Genomic DNA, 19516 nt, shown 5'->3' on the forward strand with positions numbered 1-19516 from the left:
TTTAACACGCAACTATAACAAAGTGTACCGCATGCCTGCCTATTTGTGAACAACCCTCTGTGACAAAAATAAAAAGCCCTTGATCGGCTGCTTTTTATCAGCGGCCGATTAGAGGGCTTTCTTCTATGAATCGTATTTCATTTTCAATAAAGCCTCTTTCCCTGTCGTTCCCACGGTAATTCCGAGCTCTTCAGCTTCAAGCGTTACTGACTCAAGAGGGGCCTCTAGCAGCTGTTCAATTGTTCGCACACCTACTGCCCTGCCCGCTACGATTTTACGTTCTTTCAGCTTAGCGTTTAACAACCCGACATCAAGCGCTCCGCACATAATATAGCCGACATCATTTGTGACAGCCATAAAATTGGTTTTCGGCAGCTTTAAAGTGACCGCTATAAACGTCTCTCCTTCGATAGTAATAGGTGTCATTTCAAGCATTTTACTCCACTCCTTTTTCAAATCCAGTCATCCGTTTTCCTTATTACGATATGACCTTTCAAAGGAATGGGTGAGCATCAGTTATGCCCAAATTTGTCCTAGCTTCCAACTAAGAACGTCCCGCAAAAGCTCTGGCATATAGTAGGTTTTCTTTTTTGCATCTGCAATGGCCGGATAGAGGTGGCCAAACGTATACATATCAAGCGTTGCAATCGTATAGGTTTGGTTAAGATCAAGCGGCTTGCCTAAAATAAGGACCTCAGTCACTTGTTCATACTTATCAAGCTCCACTTCAATCCCAGTAAAAATCATCCGTCCTAATACTTTGCCTCGAAAGCCAAATCCCTTTAAAGCCAATGTCCTCATCTCTGTACTAAAAGAACGGATAATGGTGCTTCTAAGGGCTGCTCCTGTTAATTCCACAACACAGGGATTAATCGGATGCGGACACGATCTATGGACATCCTGCATCGTCACAGGACCTTCTGTAAATGTTTCAAGAAGAACGCCTGCATTCATCATTCCAATCTCTTCTTTGCACCATTCAGTTAAGGCATCACAAAGGATTTGCGAGGCCTCTGACTCTTCTTGCCATGAAACAGGCAACACTCTAGGAAGATTGGCAATATGTTTGGCTAAGGCTGTTTCTGAGTCTTGATTTAATTGATCCAACAAAGCAAGCGTCGCATCATCTTCTTCCACTAATGAAGCCGGATCAATCAATTCAGCCTCATCGGCTGCGACGGTTTTTGTTTTAAGATCGACATCAATCGTTACTTTTCCAAGATACGCACCGTGCTTGCCAGCTTGTGCAATTAACGTGCCGTAACGTCGTTTCCCTTTTTCAAGAACATGATGAGTATGTGCCCCTAAGATCACATCAATTCCTTCAACTACTTCAGCCAGTTCCTCATCACGAAACAAGCCTAAGTGCGATAAGACAATGACAACATCTACCTTGTCTCTTACTTCCTCTACACACTGTTTAATCGCCTCAATCGGCGGAGTAATTTTCCAGTCCAGCTGATGATAAAATTGCTTAAAAGGAGCAGTAGCCCCGATCAAAGCAATTTTCACCCCATTTTTCGTTTGGTGGATGGCATAGGGCTTTGTCCAGCGCGGCCGCTTGCCTTCAGCAGTAAATAAATTGCTGATTAACACCTGAAACTGGGCATTCGTATATAAAGCATCAAGCTCGTCATGCGAGAAGGTAATTCCTTCATTATTGCCGATGGTTGCATACTCCACCCCTGCCTCATTTAAAAGAGATACATTCCCAGCACCGCTTGTCGCTTCTGTAATTGGATGACTTCTATCTGCATGGTCGCCCAAATCGACATATAAACTGTTAGGATCCTTATGCTGCTTTATGTAGGCAACAAGCTTCGCCCATGTATCAAAACCGCTATGAATATCATTTGTATGATAAATCGTAATTCTCTCTACTGACATCGTTTCCTCCTCCCTATGCTCCTGTAACCCCTTGGTAAATCAATCGTATAGCGGCAATGATTAAAAAGATACGAAACGCTATTAACAACGCATTACTGGATAATCGTTTATTAATTGCAGCCCCAGCTATTCCCCCAAGATAGGCTCCAGGAATTAACGCAAGAGCATACAGCCAGTTCACATTACCAAGTACAATATGTGAAACCGAGCTTGTTATCGCTGAGAGCAAAATCATAAACATCGACGTAGCCACTGCCATATGAGGTGGAAAATGAAATAACATAATCATTGCCGGCACCATTAACGAACCACCGCCAATACCGAAAAGTCCGGATAACATACCAACAACAAACGCAATTGAAATGGCAACAGCCGGCCGGTAACCATATTCAAATGACTCACCAAGATCGTTTACATATGTACGCTTAACCCCTTTTTCAGATAACGGGATCGGCTTTAAATATGGCCTTATGATTAATACAATCGCCACCACAATCATAAATAAGCCAAAATAAATTAAAAATGGCTCCACTTCAAGGTAACGGTTTAACCAGACCCCAATAAGTGCACCCGGTCCGCTTCCAAGAAAAAAGAGCAGGCCGCTCTTATAATCAACTTTCTTCTGTTTAATATACGCAAGAGTTGATGATAAGCCTGTAAAAATCATGATTAACAGCGAGGTTCCAACCGCTACTTGCGGTGTGACTCCTGCTAATATACCGACTGTGGAACTTAATAATAATAAGGCCGGTACGACAATAATTCCCCCGCCAAGCCCGAGTAAGCTTCCAAATGTGCCTGCAACCAGCCCAACAATAACGAGCAATATCCACTCCATAAAAGGAACCTTCCTTTATTTCTGTCTTTAATTAATTTTACTATATTATTCCGAAAATAAGTCCAATTGTCTAGGGGCAAGGCCTGTGTATTCAATATCAAGCATCGAGATCATCTCTTGTGCATTTCCTGCAGCATCGCCGCCTGAATTATTATTGAAGATCATATAGATCGTCTTCGATTCTTTTTCGAGCTGGGAGAGATTCTTTTGCCATTCTTTTAACTCGTGTTCCTTATACTGATACAAGTACCGAACATCACGCCACTTTCCGTTGCCTGGATCATTCCAGCCATGACGGTTGCGGCCGTGCATGCGAATTAATGTCGCTTCTTTATTTGTCGCCTGCAAAACAGCAGGGATAGAGCCTACGCCTGCTTGCGGCTCATCACAGATGCTGTGAATCCAATTTTCTTCTTTCATAAAGGAAAGAGTTCTCTCTTTCATATCTGAGGTGAACCATGTCTGATTCCGAAATTCGAGTGCACATGGAATATCCTTTAGCTGCTCTTTTACATAACGTAAATACGCCACATGCTCTTTCTTACAATCAAACCAAGGAGGAAACTGACATAGAACCATCGCAAGCTTCCCTGCTTTTTGAAGCGGCTCAAGCGAGGCTCTAAAGGCCGCAAACATTTCTTCTCTCGATTCAAACGGATCTGAGCTTTTCTGATGACCTGTCATGCCTTGATAGGCTTTTACGACAAATTTAAAAGAAGACGGCGTCACTCTTGCCCATTTCTCCATGTTGCGAAGCGGCTGAACAGCATAAAAAGAAGAGTCTAATTCAACGACAGGAAAGAAACTAGCATACGTTTCAAGCTTTTGGTTGCTAGGGGTCCCCTCATATAAGTCATCATGGTCTCCCCAGCCAGCTAATCCAATGTAGATCAATGAACTCACCTTCCTTTTTAAGAAGATCGATATGGGTGCTGCGAGCTGTGTGGCGGGTTCTAGCGCGAGGCGATTGCGTCGGTTCAGGCAGTAATTGCGCCGGTTGCCTGTCGGCTGCCCCGCGTGTCCCGCAAACCCATGCCATATATGTAGAAAAGAAAAGCGAATCCATGATGGATTCGCTTTTCGCAACGTGCATAGCACGTATCATTCATTATCCAATCCTTAACCGATTGAACCTTCCATCTCGAACTTGATCAGACGGTTCATTTCAACGGCATATTCCATTGGAAGTTCTTTTGTAAATGGCTCGATGAAGCCCATTACGATCATTTCTGTTGCTTCTTGCTCAGAAATACCGCGGCTCATCAAGTAGAAGAGTTGATCTTCAGATACCTTTGATACCGTAGCTTCATGCTCAAGTGTGATGTTGTTATTTAAGATCTCATTGTATGGAATCGTATCAGAAGTTGATTCGTTATCCATGATAAGCGTATCACACTCGATTTTTGATTTAGACCCTTCAGAGCGGCGTCCGAAGTGACAGATACCACGGTACGTTACTTTACCGCCGTGTTTAGAGATTGATTTTGAAACGATTGTTGATGAACAGTTTGGCGCTAAGTGGTGAACTTTTGCACCCGCATCTTGGTGTTGTCCTTTACCCGCAATAGCGATTGAAAGGATCGTACCTTTTGCACCTTCACCGCGCATTACAACAGCTGGATACTTCATCGTTAATTTAGAACCGATGTTACCATCAACCCATTCCATTGTTGCACCAGCATCTGCTACCGCACGCTTAGTTACTAGATTGAAGATATTAGGCGCCCAGTTTTGGATCGTTGTGTAACGGCAGTATGCGTTCTTTTTAACGATGATTTCAACAACCGCACTATGAAGTGAGTTTGTTGAGTAAACAGGTGCTGTACAACCTTCAACATAGTGTACAGAGCTGTCTTCATCAGCAATGATCAACGTACGCTCGAATTGACCCATGTTCTCTGAGTTGATACGGAAGTACGCTTGAAGAGGCGTATCCGTTTTAACACCTTTTGGCACGTAGATAAATGAACCACCAGACCATACAGCAGAATTTAATGCTGCAAATTTGTTATCAGATGGAGGGATAATTGTACCGAAGTGCTCTTTAAAGATCTCTTCGTGTTCACGAAGTGCTGTATCTGTATCTGTGAAAAGAATACCTAGCTCAGTTAAATCTTCTTTCATGTTGTGGTAAACAACTTCAGATTCATACTGTGCAGATACACCTGCAAGATATTTTTGCTCAGCTTCTGGAATTCCAAGCTTATCAAATGTGTTTTTGATTTCTTCAGGAACTTCATCCCAAGATTTCTCAGACTTCTCAGACGGCTTTACGTAGTACGTAATTTCGTCAAAGTTAAGTTCAGATAAATCTCCGCCCCACTGAGGCATAGGCATTTTATAGAATTGTTCTAATGACTTCAAACGGAAATCAAGCATCCATTGCGGCTCTTTTTTCATACGTGAAATTTCTTCTACGATCTCACGAGTTAAACCACGCTTTGAACGGAAGATGGATACGTCACGATCCGAGAACCCGTATTTGTATTCACCGATATCAGGCATTTTTTTAGCCATGTCGGAAACCCTCCTTAGATAGTTGCTTACCCCTTTTTGCAAAAGGCTAAGCCGTTATTCTTTTTCGTTTAGGCCCTTCTCCATTGCTTTCCATGCAAGAGTTGCACATTTAATTCGCGCTGGGAACTTTGAAACCCCTTGAAGAGCTTCAATATCACCTAAATCAAAACGATCTTCATCGTATTCTTTGCCAAGCATCATGTTTGAGAAAATCTCAGACATTGCGATGGCTTCTTCTGCTGTTAATCCTTTAACAGCTTGAGTCATCATCGATGCAGAAGCAAGGCTGATTGAACAGCCTTCTCCTACAAACTTCGCTTCAGAAATACGATCGTCCTCTAACTTCATTTGAATCTGTATACGATCTCCACATGTCGGGTTGTTCATGTTGACTGTCAGTGTGTCACCATCAAACTCACCACGGTTACGCGGGTTTTTATAATGATCCATAATCACCTGACGATACAAGGTATCAAGGTTATTAAAAGACATCTCCGAAGTACTCCTTTGTTTTTACTAAGCTCTCTGCAAGGGTATCAATATCTTCTTTTGTATTGTAAATATAGAAGCTTGCACGAGCCGTTGCAGTTACATCCAGCCATTTCATAAGCGGCTGAGCACAGTGATGACCTGCGCGAACAGCAATTCCTTCCGCATCTAGAACAGTTGCAACATCATGCGGGTGTACATCATCTAAATTAAAAGTAACAAGTCCTGCACGATGTTTTGGTCCATAAATAGTCATGCCATCTACTTCTGACAAGCGCTCAAGTGCGTACTCTGCTAGTTCATGTTCATGCTTTTCTATTTCATCAAGACCGATCTCAGTTAGAAAATCAATCGCAGCACCGAGGCCGATCGCTCCTGCAATAATCGGAGTCCCGCCTTCAAACTTCCAAGGCAGCTCTTTCCAAGTTGATTCTTGCAGTCCAACGAAGTCGATCATTTCTCCGCCAAATTCAATCGGTTCCATATTGTTTAAAAGCTCTTTTTTACCATACAATGCTCCGATTCCAGTCGGTGCACCCATCTTGTGACCAGAAAATGCGAAGAAGTCACAGTCAAGATCACGCACATCAACTTTCATATGAGGAGCACTTTGTGCCCCGTCAACAACCATAATAGCCCCGTTGCGATGGGCAATCTCAGCAATTTCTTTTACTGGATTGATCGTTCCAAGTACATTTGATACTTGCATGATCGATACTATTTTTGTTTTCTCGCTGATCGTTTCCTCTACATCTTTAAGATCAATGGTTCCGTCAGCTTGAAGAGGTAAATACGTTAACGTAGCACCTGTTGCACGAGCCACTTGCTGCCACGGTATGATGTTGCTGTGATGCTCCATCGGGGTAATGATAATTTCATCTCCAGCCGATAAATTGCTTCTCGCATAACTTCCGGCAACAAGGTTCAGAGCTGTTGTTGTTCCTCTAGTAAAGATAATTTCTTCAGCGGAGGAAGCATTAATAAACGAACGAACCTTCTCACGTGCTCCTTCATATTCATCTGTCGCCATCGTACCTAGTGTATGCACACCACGGTGTACATTAGAATTATAACGACGATAATAATCATCAAGCTTTTCAATGACAGACAACGGCTTTTGAGAAGTCGCTGCACTGTCAAGGTACACGAGAGGGTGGCCGTTTACGTTTTGGTCAAGAATCGGAAATTGCTTCTTGATCTCAGCTACATTCATTACAGAACTTTCCTTTCAATTGCTTCGCGCAATTGCTCTTTCACTGACTCGATCGGCAGTTGTGACACAACAGGAGCTAAGAAACCGTGAATAACGAGTCTTTCTGCTTCCTTACGCGGAATACCGCGGCTCATTAGATAGAACATTTGAAGCGGATCAATACGGCCTACAGAAGCTGCGTGACCTGCCGTTACATCATCTTCATCAATTAGAAGAATTGGGTTGGCATCTCCACGAGCTTTTTCACTTAGCATAAGAACGCGCTCAGTTTGTTCACCATTTGATTTTGTTGCTCCATGTTCAATCTTCGTAATTCCATTAAAGATGGCTGTTGCTGCATCACGCATAACACCATGCTTTAAGATATATCCTTCAGAATGCTTTCCATGATGGAAGATCTGTGTTGTAAAGTTTTGCTTTTGGCTGCCGCGACCGATTGTTACAGTCTTAGTGTCAGCCCAAGAACCGTCACCTACAAGATGAGTCGTGTTCTCTGATACGGTATTTCCGTCGTTCATTTGACCAAGTGCCCACTCAAGACGAGCATCGCGCTCAACGTGTCCACGACGTACTACATAGGTTGTTACATTGCTTGAAAGATTATCAACTGCACCGAACGCTACTTTTGCGCCTTGTGCTGCATAAACCTCTGCCACAATATTAGCTACCGCCTCATCTTCTGATAACGAAACATAGTTTTCAACGTATGTTACTGAACTATTCTCTTCTGCTACGACGATGACGTGGTTGTATAAACCAGCATCCTTTGCACCAAATGCATATACAGCTTGAAGCGGTACTTCTACATCTACATTACGAGGCACATAGATGAACGTACCGCCGTTTAATAATGCAGCGTGAAGAGCTGTTAGACGGTTTTCATCCATTTGAACAGCTTCACCGAAAAGATATTTCTTCACTAGATCTTCATGCTTTTCTACTGCAGTAGCAAGATCTGTGAAAATAACGCCTTTATCTGTCAGCTCTTTTGAGACCTTCTTATAAACCGTAGAACCGTCTTGCTGTGCTAGAAGGTTATCTACTTTATCTTCATCGCCAACTAAGTTACGGATTCCTTCAGCAAGTGCTGCTACATTGTCCGCTGCTTTTACTTCAGCAAGATTGTAGTTAGCTGCTGTGAAGTTCCATTTATCGATTTTTGTTTTATCAGGTTTAGGGAGCTCAAGCGTATCGAATAGCTCTGCTCCTTTTAAACGGATGTCTTTAAGCCATGCCGGCTCATTGCGTCCATCCGAGAATGCTTGAATCTGTTCTTTGTCGAACGTTACTTTTGTCTCGATTGACATACATACCCACCCTTTACTGTTGATTCGCTCATTTGCTTCTTTTCTTGCTGTGCAAATCATGCACTGCAGATAAAACTAGACTGACTTAAGCTTCTTGGTTTACGCGCTCGTCTTCAATGCCAAGTTCTTCTTTAATCCAGTCGTAACCTTCTGCCTCAAGACGTTCAGCTAATTCAGAACCACCAGATTTCACGATACGGCCTTGCATCATAACGTGTACTTTATCAGGCTTGATGTAGTCAAGAAGACGTTGGTAGTGAGTGATGATTAGACATCCAAACTCAGAACCACGCATTGCATTAACACCTTTTGATACGACTTTAAGTGCATCGATATCTAGACCTGAATCGATCTCATCAAGGATTGCAAGCTTCGGCTCAAGCATCATTAATTGAAGAATCTCGTTACGCTTCTTCTCACCGCCAGAGAATCCTTCATTTAAGTAACGCTGTGCAAACTGTTGATCCATTTCAAGAAGATCCATTTTCTCATCTAATTTACGGATGAATTTCATTAGAGAAATCTCATCACCTTCTTCGCGGCCTGCATTAATAGCAGAACGTAAGAAGTCCGCGTTTGTAATTCCACTGATCTCAGATGGATATTGCATCGCTAGGAATAGACCTGCTTGTGCACGCTCGTCTACTTCCATTTCAAGCACATCTTCACCGTTCATTGTTACAGATCCGCTTGTGATTTCATATTTCGGATGACCCATGATTGCAGAAGCTAAAGTTGATTTACCTGTACCATTTGGTCCCATGATTGCGTGGATTTCTCCACCGTTAATTTCAATACTGAAGTCTTTAAGAATTTCCTTTCCTTCAATTGAAACGTGTAAGTTCTCGATTTTTAAGAATGGTGCTGACATCTTTATGACCTCCAATTTATCTTGCTTATAACAAGCAGTGTGATTTCGATGATTAAATCGAATTATTCTCAATCTATTCTCATTACAATCTTATAACAAATCCAACATAAGTTCAAGGTAACGAGACTAGTATGTACAATTGCGTTTCACGCAACATTCTTCATTATAATATAGATTGGTTCATACACAAAGGGAGCGGCGCCAGTTATGGGCCACTCCCTTATGTCATTTTATTCTATCCTAACAGAACTTATAGATGGTGTTGATTGAATTCCCTTACCATTTCATTGCAGCGTTTGTATTCTTTATCACGAGCTCTCTCAATTTCCATTCTTTTATCGAGGCTTCGGTTGTATTCCTCATAACCTACTCCATGTGCAGAATGCATTGCCTTTTCCATATCACTCGTATACGCAGCGTCTAATGACTGGATAATGAATCAATCCCTTCTCTTTTGATACATGTATCTTAACATGAACGCTTTAATTGACCAAAGCGCAAAAAAGAGGCTGAGGTTCCTTTACAGGTTATCAGATCACCTATGCCATTGTCAGAAAACTTACCAACACGATAACTCTTATTTCCACCGTTTTTCGACTTGACCCAATATTTGAAAAATTTACTGCTGCATCTGACTGCCTTTGCCGCTAAGGTCGGTCATTGCTTCTTGGACAAGAGTGACAGCCTGGCTCATCGCTGCCCCGCCGCCGAATGCTGCTGTAACGCCCACTGCTTCTAAAATTTCATCTTCAGTACAGCCTTGGTCGAGGCATCCTTTTGTATGATAAATAATACAATACTCATCTTGTGAAAATACACTAATACCAAGTGCGATCATTTGCTTTTCTTTTTGAGAAAGCTTGCCTTTTGCAAAACATGCTTCTGTGAACGCATTATATTTCTTAGCAATATCAGGCATCTTCTCTGTGAAGTGTCCTAATCCTTCTTTATATTCAAGTAGTGCCATCTCAACTGCACTTTGGTTCTGCTGTTGCTGCTGTTCCATCATTCATCCCTCCTAAAATTGAATCCACTTCAAAGGTAGTATTCGATTTCAGGAATTCATTTATACAAAAAAGAACGCCATTTTGGCGCTCTTTATCTGTTTTTCATCTTATTCTTCAGTTAAAGGAATAACAGCTCCATTATACTCTTCGTTGATGAAGTTTTGGATCTCTTCAGATTGAAGAACTTCTAAAAGCTTTTGTACTTCTGAACGCTCTTCATCTTCTGCACGAACAACGATCAGGTTAGGTTGAAGTACATCTTCTTCTTCAAATGCAATTCCGTATTGCTCAATATCTACTCCGCCCTCAAGAGCGTAGTTTGTGTTGATGACAACAGCATCACCCTCGCCGCTTTCAAATGAAGGAGCAAGCATACGAGCTTCTACTTGAGTTGAACCAAATTGTAAGTTCTTCGGATTAGATGAAATATCATCGATTGTTGCTAATTGACCTTCTTCAACATCTAGCTCAATTAAGCCTGCACGCTCAAAGATCGGCAGAATACGGCCGTGGTCACTGATTGAATCACTCATAATAATTGACGCGCCTTCAGGAAGCTCATCAAGGCTTGAATATTCTTTAGAGTACACACCGATTGGTTCTGCATGGACTGCACCAACGCTGACAAAGTCATAGTCGTTCTCATCAATTTGCATTGCTAAATAACCAGGCGTTTGGAAATAGTTCACATCGATGTCGCCATCACGTAACGCTTGGTTTGGCAAGATGTAATCTTGGAAAACTTGGACTTGAAGGTCAATGCCTTCTTCAGCAAGCAATTCCTGTGCTGCTTCAAGGATTTCTGCATGCGGTACAGCAGAAGCACCGACTGTTAATGTCGTTGTTTCACCTTCAGCACCCTCACCAGCTTCGTTATCTGTTGTTTCTTCCTCTGCACCGCCGCATGCCACTAATGATACAGACAATGCTGCAGCTGCTACTACGCTTAAAAACTTTTTCATCTCTCTTTTCCCCCTACCGTTTATCTGTTTTATTTGTAAAATAATCACCAATCCACTGGATCACAAAAACGACCAATAGAATTGCGATTGTTGCTACCAAAGTAATCTCGCTGTTATTGCGCTGGAATCCTTCTAGGTACGCGAAATGGCCCAGACCGCCTGCACCAATGACCCCTGCCATCGCTGTATAGCTGACAAGTGCAATCGCTGTAACGGTGATTCCAGAAATAAGTGCTGGCAAGGATTCAGGAATTAAAACTTTCCGAATGATTGTCCAGTTGCTCGCTCCCATTGATTGTGACGCTTCAATAACCCCTTTATCGATCTCACGCAGGGCAATCTCCACCATACGCGCATAGAACGGGGCAGCTCCAATGATTAATGCAGGAAGCGCTGCATTTGCCCCAAGCATCGAACCTGTCAGGGCCCTTGTAAATGGAATTAATAAAACAATTAATATGATAAATGGGATTGATCTAAAAATATTAACGATAAAGCTTGCCACCACGTTAACAAGATAATTCTCCCATAGATTCCCTTTGGCTGTCAGATAAAGAACTAATCCTAAAATGAGTCCAAGTACAAATGTAGCAAAGACAGAAATAGACGTCATATAGAGCGTTTCAAGCGTCGCATCCCATAAGCGGTCCCATTTCACATCAGCTAGAAATTGATCATTCATACGTGATCACCTCCACTTCCACTTTCTTGCTGCGGATAAAGGCAATCGCGCGCTCGACTTCATCAGTCTCTCCGTTTAAAGCAACAAATAACGTCCCGTATGACCCTTCTTGGATCTTCGTGATCTTTCCTTGCACAATATTTACTTCAATATCAAATGAGCGAATCAGCTGCGTAATTAATGGGCTTTCCGCCTCTTCACCGACGAAGGTTAACTGAACAATTTTACCTTCAGGGTGATCTGCGAGTAATTGCTTAATCGCATCTGTCGTTTCTTCAGGCTCTGTAATTTGCTTAACAAATTCCTTCGTCATCTCTTCTTTTGGCTTACGGAATACTTCTAGCACCGGTCCCTGCTCAACTACTTTACCGGCTTCCATCACAGCCACTTGATGACAAATTTTACGAATGACGTGCATTTCATGTGTGATCAGCACGATCGTTAAGCCTAACTTTTGATTAATATCAACGAGCAAGTCCAAAATCGAATCTGTCGTCTTAGGATCTAGTGCGGATGTTGCTTCATCACATAACAGCACCTTAGGATTGTTAGCAAGCGCACGTGCAATACCGACACGCTGTTTTTGTCCGCCGCTCAATTGCGATGGATAGCTGTCTCCGCGTCCTTTAAGCCCTACTAGCTCAATTAACTCATTCACTCGTTGTTCACGTTTGGCTTTTGGCACACCTGCAATTTCAAGAGGAAACGCGATATTATCTCGCACCGTACGCGACCAAAGCAAATTAAAATGCTGGAAAATCATCCCGATTTCTTGACGGGCTTTTCTTAATTCTTTTGTTGAGAGTGCTGAAAGCTTTTTGCCAGCTACAACAACCTCTCCTTCTGTTGGACGTTCAAGCATATTTAACATACGAATTAACGTACTTTTACCTGCGCCGCTATATCCAATCACACCGAATATCTCACCCTCGCCGATATTTAAATCAACGCCATCGACGGCATGAACGGTGCCATTCTTCGTTTCAAATCGTTTACGAATCGATCGAAGTGAAATCATTAATTACTCCCTACTTTCTCTATAAATCCCAAACCACGTTTTAAGCTTTACTGAAGTTATTTAGTAAAGCATGAAAGGATGAGGATCTCCTAACTCTAACGTACGACAAACTCATACACAATAAAAAAGCCCTTCTGTTTATGATGAACAGAAAGGCGTAAATTCATTATCCCTTCTCTCATCTACCAAAGCTCATGCTTTGCAGGAATTAGCACCTTCTAGGTCAACATATGACTTAGTGGTTGCTGGGTTTCATCGGGCCAGTCCCTCCACCTCTCGCGATAAGAGATATAAAGTTGTTGTCGTTCGCTTTTACATGAATGCATCATAGCACGCGGGTTTTTTAGCTGTCAACGATTTTATGCCGAAACATTTGAAGAAGATATTTCCGCTTCTTTTTTCTCCCTAAATACTAGAAAAAAATAGACCGAACCGATGAGATACAGGCTTGCTGTGATCGTGAATACATACGCATACCCGTAGTAGGAACCATGAATCATTACAAGGGTAGTTGAAACAGGACCCATTACCGCCCAGCCAAGCTGGAACACCATCTGGCCCACTGAGTTAGCAAGACCTTTCATCGAGTCATCTACCTTCCGCATCATCAATGCCATCTGGATTGGATTCCCTGCATTCATTAATGCCTGCCTAAATAAGAAACCTATAACAGCAACCCACAATATTTCTGTGTAGGCAGTTAATAGAAGAAACGGCAAGGAGGACAGCTGCAAAATGACCACCGCTTTTACTTCACCCACTCTTCGCACGACACTTGGACCGATCATTAGCGCAATCGCCGTCATTGCCTGGCCTAAAGAGAGAATAATACCGACAACCGAATAACTTACATCAAAGCGGTCGGTAAAATAGAGATTCAGGTAAGGGATAACGAGACCAGATCCAAAGCCAATCAATAAGTTAGCTACAGCGAAAAGTCCGATCACTTTCAGACTGGAACGATGTGTCGTAAATAACTTCCCTAGAGAGCTTGCTCCTGTTTTCTCTTTGCGGACTTTTTGTTCCTCACGAATCTTTAAAATTGGAATTAACGCTATAAAAAATAATGCTGCCCCAAACAACAAGGTGATTCGTACACTTGTTAACATGGCGAGGCCAAATACATTATGAAAAATCAGACATCGTCCCGCCTAATGTGTTTCCGATTACGTTTGCTACCATAATAAGAGCAAAGTTAAAGCTGAACAGGTGCACCCGTTCTTTTTCAGATGAATTTTCCGCAAGGAGTGGAATAGAAGAAACTTGGATAAACGCCATAAAAAGTCCTGTCATAAAAGCAGTTGCTAATAGAAGTGTTTCAGCTGTCAGCACCCCTCTTAGTAAAAGACTGACGGCTGCAAAAACGGCTCCAAACAAGATGACTTTCTTTCGGCCGATCTTATCACTCAACAAGCCAGCAGGCAAAAGTGCAATCGCACTAGCCATAGCCTGCATCGCAATGACTCTGCCGTTGACTTGATCAACATAGCCTAACTCACGTATATAATAATTATAAATAACCATAAAAATCCCCATCCCAATATTAGCTAGGACAGAGGCTAAAAGAAACAAACGCACATTTCGATTATATGATTTAAGCTGTCTTGACCAGTCTCCCATAAGACGCGCCATATCGACCATCACCTTTTCATTATTTCGATCCCCTAAATATAATAGTCGATTTCACCCAAAATAAAAAGCCTTTCGTCAAAGTTTTCAGACGAAAAGCTTACATCATCTAACACCAGTTCTTCTAACACCAGCCCTCTTCACAGCTGTCTACATAGGAAGTCACTTGGTTAGGGTCGGTCTGTTCATATCTATATACTTTATCCTCTTCAAATACATATCCAGCACTCATAATATGCTGCAAGCCCGCTTCTGTTTCCGTTACTTGTCCGATGCGAGCATCATCCACATACAGGTTCATATGGCCGTTTTCATACTTTCCTTTTACCTTGCTTGTCACATCCACTTTCACTAAATCCATACCGTTTCCCCTCCAAATGTATGGTGTAGCTATAGTGTATGCCGCACGGTGTGTTCTACTCAAGGAAAAAGAAAGAGAAGGAGGCAGGTTCCTCCTTCTCTAAAATGATTAATCTTCGCTGATCATTTCTGCATACTGAGAATCGTTCATCAGCTTGTCCACTTCATTTGAATCCTTAGGCTCAACAACGATCATCCATGCTTTTTCATACGGTGATTCGTTTACAAATTCAGGGGAATCATCAAGCTCTTCGTTGATTTCAACGACTTTCCCGCTAATTGGTGCATATAGTTCAGAAACAGTCTTAACTGATTCTACACTACCGAAAGGCTCGTTTGCTTCGATGTCGTCTCCAACTTCAGGAAGCTCAACGAAAACGATATCTCCTAGTTCTGATTGAGCGAAGTCTGTAATTCCGATACGTACTTTATCGTCTTCAACTTTCACCCACTCATGCTCTTCTGAATACTTTAATTCCTTTGGTACATTTGCACTCATGTGATAATCCCTCCATCAATTTGGTACATACTCACTCTATTATACCTTTTTTGCCATATAAACTAAATGCTTAGTCGAAAGATTTTGTCTTAATGTGTCATGATCAACGTGATTTTGTATAGGATTATTTCCATGTTTGCTCAAATTGCTCTTCTTTAAAGCCTACCGTGACAAGATTGCCGTCCGTTGTAATCGGGCGCTTAATCAGCATGCCATCAGAAGCAAGCAGCTCAAGTTTCTCCTCATCACTCATATCTGCCAGCTTATCTTTTAAGCCAAGCTCACGATATTTTTGTCCGCTCGTATTAAAAAATTTCTTAAGCTCAAGTCCGCTTTTTTTATAAAATGATTCAAGCTCTTCTTTAGAAGGAGGTGATTCTACAATATGTACTTCGTTTAATTCAACTCCATTTTCTTCGAGCCACTTCTTCGCTTTACGGCATGTCCCGCATTTCGGATAATGATAAAACGTTACTAACATAAAAAAACTCCTCTCCTGCTTGGATACTTTACGTCATTATTGCTTATTTTTTCTATTTCTACAACTGTTACGCTCATGATCATCTATATCACTTTCCCACATTTGCTGAATGGCTGCTTGAGTTGTATCTTCTGTTAGATCCGTCGCAAACTCCTCTACTCCAGTTAATGGTCCTGTATACTCAATCTTCGGCTGCTTTTTCATCGTAATCCCTTCCCTTGTTGTTAAATTTGATTATAGGATGCTACGAATGAGCCGAAACGATTCTGGAAGTTTAGAGGGGGCTGATAGTACCGCATAACTTAAAGCTCTGGGCGGCAATTGCGTCGGTGTGGCGTTGAATTGCGCCGGTCTAAACGTTTATTGCGCTGCTCAGAGTGATATATGCGTCACTACAGCGGTGTATTGCGTCAGTTGCTCTTTATTGCGCCGGTTCAGGTACTGATTGCGTCATTCTAAAGAACAATTGTATCTACCTTCGTCATAATTGCGCCTGTCTGCATTACGCCGGTCTGCAACAAGCCGCCAGTCTGCATCGTGCCTCCATCTTCCTGGGCTTCCGCTCTTTCCGCTCTGGTCCGAGCACTTCCCGCACTAACGACAAAAAAGCCCGCTTCCAGGGCTTTTTTGTACTAGAGAGGAGAATGCTTCATAAGAAAGGAGTTATATAATTTTTGGGGCGGTTAAGCCCCAAAATTGGTTAACGTAATTGGACTAACAGTCGTAACTATTAAACAACGTAGCGTTCTTCTTTAAGAACTTCCGCTGCAATTTCACGCTTAATGCTTACTACATTAATTGGCGTGTGGCGCGTTAATTTGCGCAGGATGGAAAGCATCGTACGAAGAGTATCTCCGCTTTCCATGGCCACTAAAGATTCTTTCGCATGAGCTTCAATGCGGTTGAATGCTTCTTGGCAATATACTTGAGTCATGCGAAGCTTTTGAGCTGCTTTCTCTTCGCCAGACTTATTCATTTGTTTCTCTGTACGTAAGATTACTGATTCCATAGAGAACACTTCACTTACGATATCAGCCACATTTGAAAGAAGCTCTTGCTCGTGCTGAAGCTTTTGTTGATACTTCTGAGCTCCAGTACCAGCTACCATTAAGAAGATTTTCTTAGCCATGCCAAGCAAGTATTTCTCTTGCTCAAGCGGCGAGTCACCGATTTCTTGCGGCATCATCATCATTAACTCTTCTTGAAGCGCAGTTGCTTTTTGAAGAAGAGGAAGCTCGCCTTTCATTGCTTTACGCATGATCGTACCTGGTACAAGAAGGCGGTTGATTTCATTTGTTCCTTCAAAGATACGGTTAATACGAGAATCACGATAAATGCGCTCTACTTCGTATTCAGCCATAAAGCCGTAACCGCCGTGGATTTGAACAGCCTCATCGGCTACATAATCAAGCGTTTCAGAACCTGATACTTTATTTAAAGAACACTCAATCGCATATTCAGCAATTGCATTAGCAACGGCACGGCCGTCTTTTTGCTCTTCATCAGATAATCCGCCAAGACGTTCTTCAAATAATCCGCCCGTACGATAGATGGAGCTTTCAGCAGCATATGTTGCTGTTGCCATGTTTGCAAGCTTTTCTTGGATTAAAGAAAATTTCCCAATTGGTGTTTTAAATTGCTTACGCTCGTTTGCATATTTAGCTGCAAGCTCCAGCGCACGCTTTGAGCTTCCTACACAGCCTACTCCAAGCTTGTAACGACCAACGTTTAGGATATTGAAGGCAATGACATGGCCCTTGCCGATCTCACCAAGTATGTTTTCTTTTGGAACTAGTGCATCTTCTAGGATTAGTGTTCTAGTAGAAGATCCTTTGATCCCCATTTTCTTTTCTTCTGGACCAGTTGAAACGCCTTCGTAGTCTTTTTCTACGATAAATGCTGTGAACTGCTCACCGTCGATTTTTGCATAAACAACGAAGACATCAGCAAAGGCAGAGTTTGTAATCCATTGCTTTTCCCCATTTAATACATAGTGCGTTCCTGCTTCGTTTAGAACAGCAGTTGTTTTCGCACCTAGAGCATCAGAACCTGAGCTTGGCTCTGTTAGTGCATAAGCAGCAATGGTTTCACCGCTTGCCAGGCCAGGAAGGTACTTTGATTTTTGCTCGTGATTTCCAAAAAATACGATTGGAAGTGACCCGATTCCAACGTGTGCGCCGTGGCTTAATCCAAATGCACCGCCGCGAACAAATTTCTCAGAGATTAGAGATGAACTGATCTTATCAAGTCCTAAACCGCCGTATTCTTCAGGTACATCAGCACCAAGAAGTCCGATCTCACCAGCTTGCTTTAAAAGCCTTACTGTGTGCTCAAATTCGTGGTTTTCGATCTTTTCAAGATGAGGTACGACTTCTTTCACCGCAAACTCTTCCGTTGTACGGCCGATCATAATCTGCTCATCTGTAAAGTCCTCTGGAGTAAAGACCTTATCTGCCTCAATATCCTCTACTAAGAAGCTCCCGCCTTTTACGACACGTTCTGCTGTGTTACTCATCATAATTCCTCCCTTAATATATGTGATCTAATAATTGTCACCTATTAATTAACCAATTAATTCAAACACACCAGCAGCACCCATACCGCCGCCAATACACATCGTTACAACACCAAACTGCTCGCCGCGGCGCTTCATTTCATGCATCAATGACAGCGTCAGCTTTGTACCAGAGCATCCAAGCGGATGGCCAAGAGCAATGGCTCCTCCGTTGACATTCACCTTATTTGTATCAAGCTCTAAATGACGAATAACTTGAAGTGATTGAGATGCGAATGCTTCATTTAATTCAAATAATCCAATATCAGAAATGTCTAAACCTGCTAGTTTAAGAGCTTTAGGAATCGCTTCTACCGGGCCGATCCCCATAATTTCAGGAGCAACACCTGCAACAGCAAAACTTCTAAACTTAAGCAGCGGCTGCAGGCCGCTTGCTTCTGCTTCTTCACGGTCCATAAGAAGAACCGACGCTGCGCCATCACTCATTTGTGACGAGTTCCCAGCTGTTACAGACCCTTTTGGATGGAAAGCCGGACGAAGTTTCGCAAGACCTTCAAGCGTTGTATCAAGACGAACACCTTCATCTGTATCAAATACAACCTTTTTCTCTTTTAATTTATTGTCAGGTCCAACTGCACGAAGCGTAACATCGACTGGTACAATTTCATCAGCAAAACGATTCGCTTCAATCGCAGCCGCTGCTCGCTTATGACTCTCTACAGCGAAAGCATCCTGATCTTCGCGGCTGATGCCAAAACGATTCGCTACTTCTTCTGCGGTATATCCCATGCCCATGTAATACTCAGGCTGTTCTTCAACAAGCGTAGGGTTAGGAGCAATGACATGCCCGCCCATTGGGATCATACTCATTGATTCTGCACCGCCTGCAATGATCGCTTTTGAGTGGCCCAGCATAATGCGCTCAGCCCCGTAAGCAATACTTTGCAAACCTGATGAACAGTAACGGTTTATCGTAATAGCTGGTACTGTGTTAGGAAGTCCCGCAAGAGCAGAGATGCTTCTAGCGACGTTCATTCCTTGCTCTGCTTCTGGCATTGAGCAGCCAATAATCACATCATCTATTTGTGCTGGATCAAATCCTTCTGCACGTCTTAATGTTTCTTTTATCGTAAGAGCACCAAGATCATCTGGTCTCACATTTGCTAAAGTTCCACGCTTTGCTTTTCCGACTGGCGTACGAGCGCCAGCAACGATTACTGCTTCTCTCATTATCGTATCCC

General features: G+C 42.5%; 22 protein-coding genes and 1 riboswitch. All 22 genes read right to left on the bottom strand.

The window, feature by feature from the left end:
* Positions 1–123 precede the first annotated feature (123 nt).
* A complete protein-coding gene (locus tag BPOF4_RS16420) occupies positions 124–435 on the bottom strand; it encodes a YunC family protein (protein ID WP_012960340.1) in 312 nt (103 codons plus the stop codon).
* An 81-nt stretch (positions 436–516) separates the two neighbouring features.
* Complete coding sequence (locus BPOF4_RS16425) at positions 517–1887, bottom strand: bifunctional metallophosphatase/5'-nucleotidase (RefSeq protein WP_012960341.1); 1371 nt, start codon at positions 1885–1887, stop codon at positions 517–519.
* Between the two features lie 13 nt (positions 1888–1900).
* Positions 1901–2725 carry a sulfite exporter TauE/SafE family protein gene (locus BPOF4_RS16430; RefSeq protein ID WP_012960342.1) on the bottom strand — a complete coding sequence of 275 codons (825 nt, stop codon included), beginning with the start codon at positions 2723–2725 and terminating at the stop codon, positions 1901–1903.
* A 45-nt stretch (positions 2726–2770) separates the two neighbouring features.
* A complete protein-coding gene (locus tag BPOF4_RS16435; protein WP_012960343.1) occupies positions 2771–3619 on the bottom strand; it encodes a DUF72 domain-containing protein in 849 nt (282 codons plus the stop codon).
* A gap of 225 nt (positions 3620–3844) precedes the next feature.
* Complete coding sequence (gene sufB, locus BPOF4_RS16440; protein WP_012960344.1) at positions 3845–5242, bottom strand: Fe-S cluster assembly protein SufB; 1398 nt, start codon at positions 5240–5242, stop codon at positions 3845–3847.
* A gap of 54 nt (positions 5243–5296) precedes the next feature.
* Positions 5297–5734: a Fe-S cluster assembly sulfur transfer protein SufU gene (gene sufU, locus BPOF4_RS16445; protein WP_012960345.1), complete on the bottom strand. Its 438-nt coding sequence runs from the start codon at positions 5732–5734 to the stop codon at positions 5297–5299.
* On the bottom strand, positions 5724–6944 hold the full coding sequence (locus BPOF4_RS16450; protein ID WP_012960346.1) for a cysteine desulfurase: 1221 nt from the start codon (positions 6942–6944) through the stop codon (positions 5724–5726). The genes sufU and BPOF4_RS16450 overlap by 11 nt, the downstream gene beginning before the upstream one ends.
* Positions 6944–8251, bottom strand: a complete 1308-nt coding sequence (sufD, locus tag BPOF4_RS16455) for a Fe-S cluster assembly protein SufD (protein WP_012960347.1) — start codon at positions 8249–8251, stop codon at positions 6944–6946. Before sufD ends, BPOF4_RS16450 begins: the two co-directional genes overlap by 1 nt.
* A gap of 85 nt (positions 8252–8336) precedes the next feature.
* Positions 8337–9122 carry a Fe-S cluster assembly ATPase SufC gene (gene sufC / locus BPOF4_RS16460; protein ID WP_012960348.1) on the bottom strand — a complete coding sequence of 262 codons (786 nt, stop codon included), beginning with the start codon at positions 9120–9122 and terminating at the stop codon, positions 8337–8339.
* Between the two features lie 250 nt (positions 9123–9372).
* Positions 9373–9522 carry a YuzK family famiily protein gene (locus BPOF4_RS22505; RefSeq protein WP_180316873.1) on the bottom strand — a complete coding sequence of 50 codons (150 nt, stop codon included), beginning with the start codon at positions 9520–9522 and terminating at the stop codon, positions 9373–9375.
* A 219-nt stretch (positions 9523–9741) separates the two neighbouring features.
* On the bottom strand, positions 9742–10128 hold the full coding sequence (locus BPOF4_RS16465; protein WP_012960349.1) for a carboxymuconolactone decarboxylase family protein: 387 nt from the start codon (positions 10126–10128) through the stop codon (positions 9742–9744).
* A 108-nt stretch (positions 10129–10236) separates the two neighbouring features.
* The gene (locus tag BPOF4_RS16470) at positions 10237–11091 is read right to left on the bottom strand and encodes a MetQ/NlpA family ABC transporter substrate-binding protein (protein WP_012960350.1); all 855 of its coding nucleotides are present in this window, start codon (positions 11089–11091) and stop codon (positions 10237–10239) included.
* 13 nt (positions 11092–11104) lie between these two features.
* Complete coding sequence (locus BPOF4_RS16475) at positions 11105–11773, bottom strand: methionine ABC transporter permease (RefSeq protein ID WP_012960351.1); 669 nt, start codon at positions 11771–11773, stop codon at positions 11105–11107.
* On the bottom strand, positions 11766–12791 hold the full coding sequence (locus BPOF4_RS16480; protein WP_012960352.1) for a methionine ABC transporter ATP-binding protein: 1026 nt from the start codon (positions 12789–12791) through the stop codon (positions 11766–11768). The genes BPOF4_RS16475 and BPOF4_RS16480 overlap by 8 nt, the downstream gene beginning before the upstream one ends.
* A gap of 175 nt (positions 12792–12966) precedes the next feature.
* Positions 12967–13079, bottom strand: a riboswitch (SAM riboswitch).
* 71 nt (positions 13080–13150) lie between these two features.
* Positions 13151–13900: an MFS transporter gene (locus BPOF4_RS23030; protein WP_476489870.1), complete on the bottom strand. Its 750-nt coding sequence runs from the start codon at positions 13898–13900 to the stop codon at positions 13151–13153.
* A 16-nt stretch (positions 13901–13916) separates the two neighbouring features.
* Complete coding sequence (locus tag BPOF4_RS23035) at positions 13917–14423, bottom strand: MFS transporter (protein ID WP_476489871.1); 507 nt, start codon at positions 14421–14423, stop codon at positions 13917–13919.
* Positions 14424–14544: 121 nt separating this feature from the next.
* Positions 14545–14781, bottom strand: a complete 237-nt coding sequence (locus BPOF4_RS16490) for a YusG family protein (protein WP_012960353.1) — start codon at positions 14779–14781, stop codon at positions 14545–14547.
* Between the two features lie 108 nt (positions 14782–14889).
* On the bottom strand, positions 14890–15279 hold the full coding sequence (gene gcvH, locus BPOF4_RS16495) for a glycine cleavage system protein GcvH (RefSeq protein WP_012960354.1): 390 nt from the start codon (positions 15277–15279) through the stop codon (positions 14890–14892).
* Positions 15280–15403: 124 nt separating this feature from the next.
* Positions 15404–15760, bottom strand: a complete 357-nt coding sequence (locus BPOF4_RS16500) for an arsenate reductase family protein (RefSeq protein WP_012960355.1) — start codon at positions 15758–15760, stop codon at positions 15404–15406.
* 36 nt (positions 15761–15796) lie between these two features.
* Positions 15797–15964 carry a hypothetical protein gene (locus BPOF4_RS22290; RefSeq protein ID WP_012960356.1) on the bottom strand — a complete coding sequence of 56 codons (168 nt, stop codon included), beginning with the start codon at positions 15962–15964 and terminating at the stop codon, positions 15797–15799.
* A gap of 526 nt (positions 15965–16490) precedes the next feature.
* A complete protein-coding gene (locus tag BPOF4_RS16505) occupies positions 16491–18275 on the bottom strand; it encodes an acyl-CoA dehydrogenase family protein (protein WP_012960357.1) in 1785 nt (594 codons plus the stop codon).
* 48 nt (positions 18276–18323) lie between these two features.
* Complete coding sequence (locus BPOF4_RS16510; RefSeq protein ID WP_012960358.1) at positions 18324–19505, bottom strand: acetyl-CoA C-acetyltransferase; 1182 nt, start codon at positions 19503–19505, stop codon at positions 18324–18326.
* Between the last annotated feature and the right edge of the window lie 11 nt (positions 19506–19516).

This window comes from Alkalihalophilus pseudofirmus OF4, assembly GCF_000005825.2.
Classification (GTDB): Bacteria; Bacillota; Bacilli; order Bacillales; family Bacillaceae_D; genus Alkalihalophilus; species Alkalihalophilus pseudofirmus.